Source organism: Nostoc cf. edaphicum LEGE 07299 (assembly GCF_015207245.1).
Classification (GTDB): domain Bacteria; phylum Cyanobacteriota; class Cyanobacteriia; order Cyanobacteriales; family Nostocaceae; genus Nostoc; species Nostoc edaphicum_B.
This window is the reverse complement of sequence record NZ_JADEXF010000554.1, coordinates 1-3,946: the sequence shown is the minus strand read 5'-3', so window position 1 is coordinate 3,946 and position 3,946 is coordinate 1. Positions and strand designations below refer to the sequence as shown.

The following is a 3,946-nucleotide window of genomic DNA, read 5'->3' as shown; positions in this document are numbered from 1 at the left end:
CCCCTGCTCCCCCAATCCCCAGAATGTAGATAAGGCTCAAGGATGAAAGCACCATTACCTGACAACGAAGCCCAGAGAATCGAGGCAATTTTGCAGTATAAGATTCTCGATACGCCATCGGAAGCCACCTTTGACGATCTGACTCGTTTAGCCTCGTATATTTGTCAGACTCCTATTGCCTTAATTAGCTTCATTGATAGAAATCGCCAATGGTTCAAGTCAAAAGTCGGTTTGGATGCCCCAGAAACGCACCGAGATTTCGCATTCTGTGCCCATGCCATTCTCCAGCCTGATGTTTTGGTAGTGCCTGATGCAAAAGATGACGAACGGTTTGCAACAAATGCACTGGTGACATCTGACCCAAATATTCGGTTTTATGCTGGTGTACCTTTAACTAACCCTGAAGGATATGCCCTCGGAACCCTGTGTGTAATTGACTTCGTACCACGAGAACTTAATTCAGAACAAATAGAGGCATTACGAACTTTAGGTCGTCAAGTCATAAAGCAATTGGAATTGCGCCGAAATTTAGCAAGTTTAGTACTTGTTACCAAGAAAAGCAACCAGGCACAGAGGGTACGCAAGCAATTTTTCAAAAAGATTGCAGCAAGTTTTGGTTTGTCGTCACTAATTTTAGTTCTGATTGGGGTGGTTTCCGATCAAAATACAAGAGTATTTAGTAATTTTAATCGCAGTATCGTAAAAAATACTTATAAAAAACTTCACAGCCAAGAGCAAATACTGTCCCAGGTAAAGGATGCTGAAATTGGGCAACGTAGTTACATCTTCACTGGAGAAAAACTTTATCTAAAATCTTATCAAACAGCACTTAGTAAAGTCGATCGAGAAATTGCCAAGCTGAAGAATTTAACAGTAGATCAAGCGAACCAACAAAAGCAGATTGCAACGCTTGAATTTCTGATAACAGCTAAACTTACTGAACTAAAACAGACTATCGATTTGCGCCAGAATAAGGGATTAGAGGCAGCGTTGCAAGTACTGCTGAAAAACGATCGCCAAAATCTCATGGATGATATCCGCAAGGCAATCGATGAGATGGAAAACGAGGACAGGGGACGAATCCGACAGCAGTCACAAGCAGCAAAGAGTCGGACTCAGAACACAATTCTGACATTGGCGATCGCTATTTGCCTAAGTTTTATCGTTCTTGCTGTAGTCTACTACTTGATCTATCGTGAGGTTATTGAGCGCAAGAGGACAGAAGAAACCTTAAATCAAGAACGCAACTTTATCTCAGCAGTCCTTGATACAGTCGGAGCGTTGGTAATAGTTCTCGATTCTCAAGGGCAAATCGTTCGTTTCAATCAAGCTTGTGAGCAAATAACGGGTTACTCCTTTGATGAGGTGAGGGGTAGGTATAGCTGGAACTTGTTACTACCTCCTGAAGAGGTGCAGCCAGTTAAAGCAATTTTTGACCAGTTACGATCTGGTCAACTTTCCAATAATTATGAAAATTATTGGGTAATGAAAGATGGGAGTCGGCGGCTGATCGCCTGGTCGAATACCATCTTAAAAGACTATAAGGGCTGTGTTGAGTACATCGTTGCTACTGGCATTGACATTACCGATGCCAAACGAACACAACAGCATCTGACTGCACAATATGCTGCAACCCGTGTTCTAGCAGAGTCTGCCACAATTAGCGAAGCAACTCGCCAAATATTGCAAGGAATCTGTGAGAGTTTGGCATGGGATTTGGGTGAAATTTGGATGGTAGATGAGCAAGCAAATGTGCTGCATTTTCTCGATATCTGGCATAAAGCATCCATTGAAATGCAAGAGTTTGAAATACTGAAGCGGCAAACCACCTTTGCACCCGGAATTGGACTACCTGGAATGGTTTGGGCTAGTTCTGAATCTGTTTGGATCGCTGATATCGCTAAAAATATTAATTTGCCTAACTTCAAAATAGCTGCTCAAGTAGGACTACATGCAGCTTTTGGTTTTCCGATCCGCAGCGGTAATAAAATCCTCGGTGTGATTACCTGCTTCAACCGGGAAATCCAGCCCCTTGACGAAGATTTAGTAAAAACGATGAATTCTATCGGCGAGCAAGTAGGGCAATTTATCCAGCGTAAACAGGTTGAAGAAGAAATACAACGCCAAAATTTGCGATCGCAACTATTTACCGAAATCACCCTGAAGATTCGTCAGTCTTTGGATATCGAAGAAATTCTCCAAATCACTGTCGAAGAGGTACAAAAGATTCTCCAGACTGACCGAGTTTTAATCTATCAGCTTTTGCCAGATCAGTCTGCAAATACCGTTGTTGAAGCAGTAGTTTCTGGCTTACCAGCAATCAAAGAGCAAAACAACGCCGCCCCCTACTTTGAAGCAGAATATCTCCAACAGTACTATCTACAGCAGTACCGTCAAGGCAAGATTTTCGGACTGGATAACTTGGATCTCCTGGAAGTTGAACAAAGTCATCTAGAATTAATGCAACAGTTTGGGGTGAAAGTCAATTTAGTTGTACCTATTCTTGTTAAAGAAGAACTTCGCGGTTTGTTCATAGTTCATCAGTGTGACGATTCCCACCACTGGTCTAACTTTGAAACCGATCTTTTGCGGCAAATAGCCGACCAAGTAGGTATTGCTTTAACCCAAGCCCAACTATTAGCAGCAGAAACTCGTCAGCGACAAGAACTTGAAATTGCCCGTCGCCAAGCCGAATTAGCTTCTCAGACGAAAAGTGCCTTTTTGGCAAATATCAGTCATGAAATTCGCACTCCGATGAATGCTGTATTGGGGATGACTAGTTTGGTGTTAGATACTCCCTTAGACGAAGAACAGCGAGATTTTATTGAAATAATTCGCAGTAGTGGAGACGCTCTTTTAAGTTTAATCAACGAGATTTTAGATCTTTCCAAACTTGAGGCTGGAGAGATGGCTCTCGAAACTCTCGATTTTGACCTATCCACTTGTGTAGAAGAAGTGGTGGAATTATTGGCTCCCTCAGCCCATAACAAGGGATTAGAAATTGCCGCACTGATTGATCGCAACGTCCCCACTCAACTCAAAGGAGATACTGGTAGGCTGCGGCAAATTCTCATGAACTTAATCAGCAACGCCATCAAATTTACCAGCGCTGGCGAAATATTAGTACAAGCCGAATTGCGTACGCTTTCTCCGACTACAGCCACTATCCATTTTGCCATTACAGATACAGGTCTTGGCATTAGCCCTGAAGACCAACGCAAACTCTTTACACCATTTACCCAAGTGGATGCTTCTACCACTCGCAAGTATGGTGGTACCGGTTTGGGATTAGCCATCTGTAAACAACTTGTAACCTTGATGGGAGGAGTGATTGGGGTAGAAAGTCAGATGGACAAAGGATCTAAGTTTTGGTTTGAGTTGCTTTTTACCAAACAAGTTGAGCCTGTTGAGCCAAAATGCGATGGCTTTGCCAACGCTAAGAGCGAACGCGGACTTTTACAAAATCGCCGCTTATTGGTAGTGGATAACAACACTACTAATTATAAAATCATCTCCCATCAAGCTACTCATTGGGGAATGGAGGTAGATCGAGTTGACAGTATTGCTGCGGCCGTTAAAGTTATTCAGCAAGCTAGCGAGCAGGGGAAATCATATCATGTTGTCTTGGTTGATATGCAAATAGCCCAAACAAATGGCATGACAATAAAAGAACAAATTCCAGCCAATTCTGCAATTGCTAAGATCCCTTTGATTATGCTCGCCTCTACTAATCAACGCGATGAAGTGCAACAGGCGCTCAAAATCGGATTTGCTACTTATTTATTCAAACCCATTAAGCCATCACGACTCCTTGATGCCATCATAAATATTTTAGAAACTCAGCCGGAATCAGAACAAGGGTGTAGAGGCAGGAAGCTAGAGGCTACAGAAGAAATTCCGAGTACAGAAACTTCAAGTATTCTTACTTCCTGTCTCCCTAATCCTT

1 protein-coding gene is annotated in these 3,946 nt (G+C 42.6%); it reads left to right on the top strand.

Going from position 1 to position 3,946, the window contains the following annotated elements; translation table 11 throughout:
* Positions 1-42 precede the first annotated feature (42 nt).
* On the top strand, positions 43-3,946 hold a 3,904-nt coding region (locus IQ229_RS16705), incomplete at its 3' end, for a GAF domain-containing protein (protein WP_194045580.1).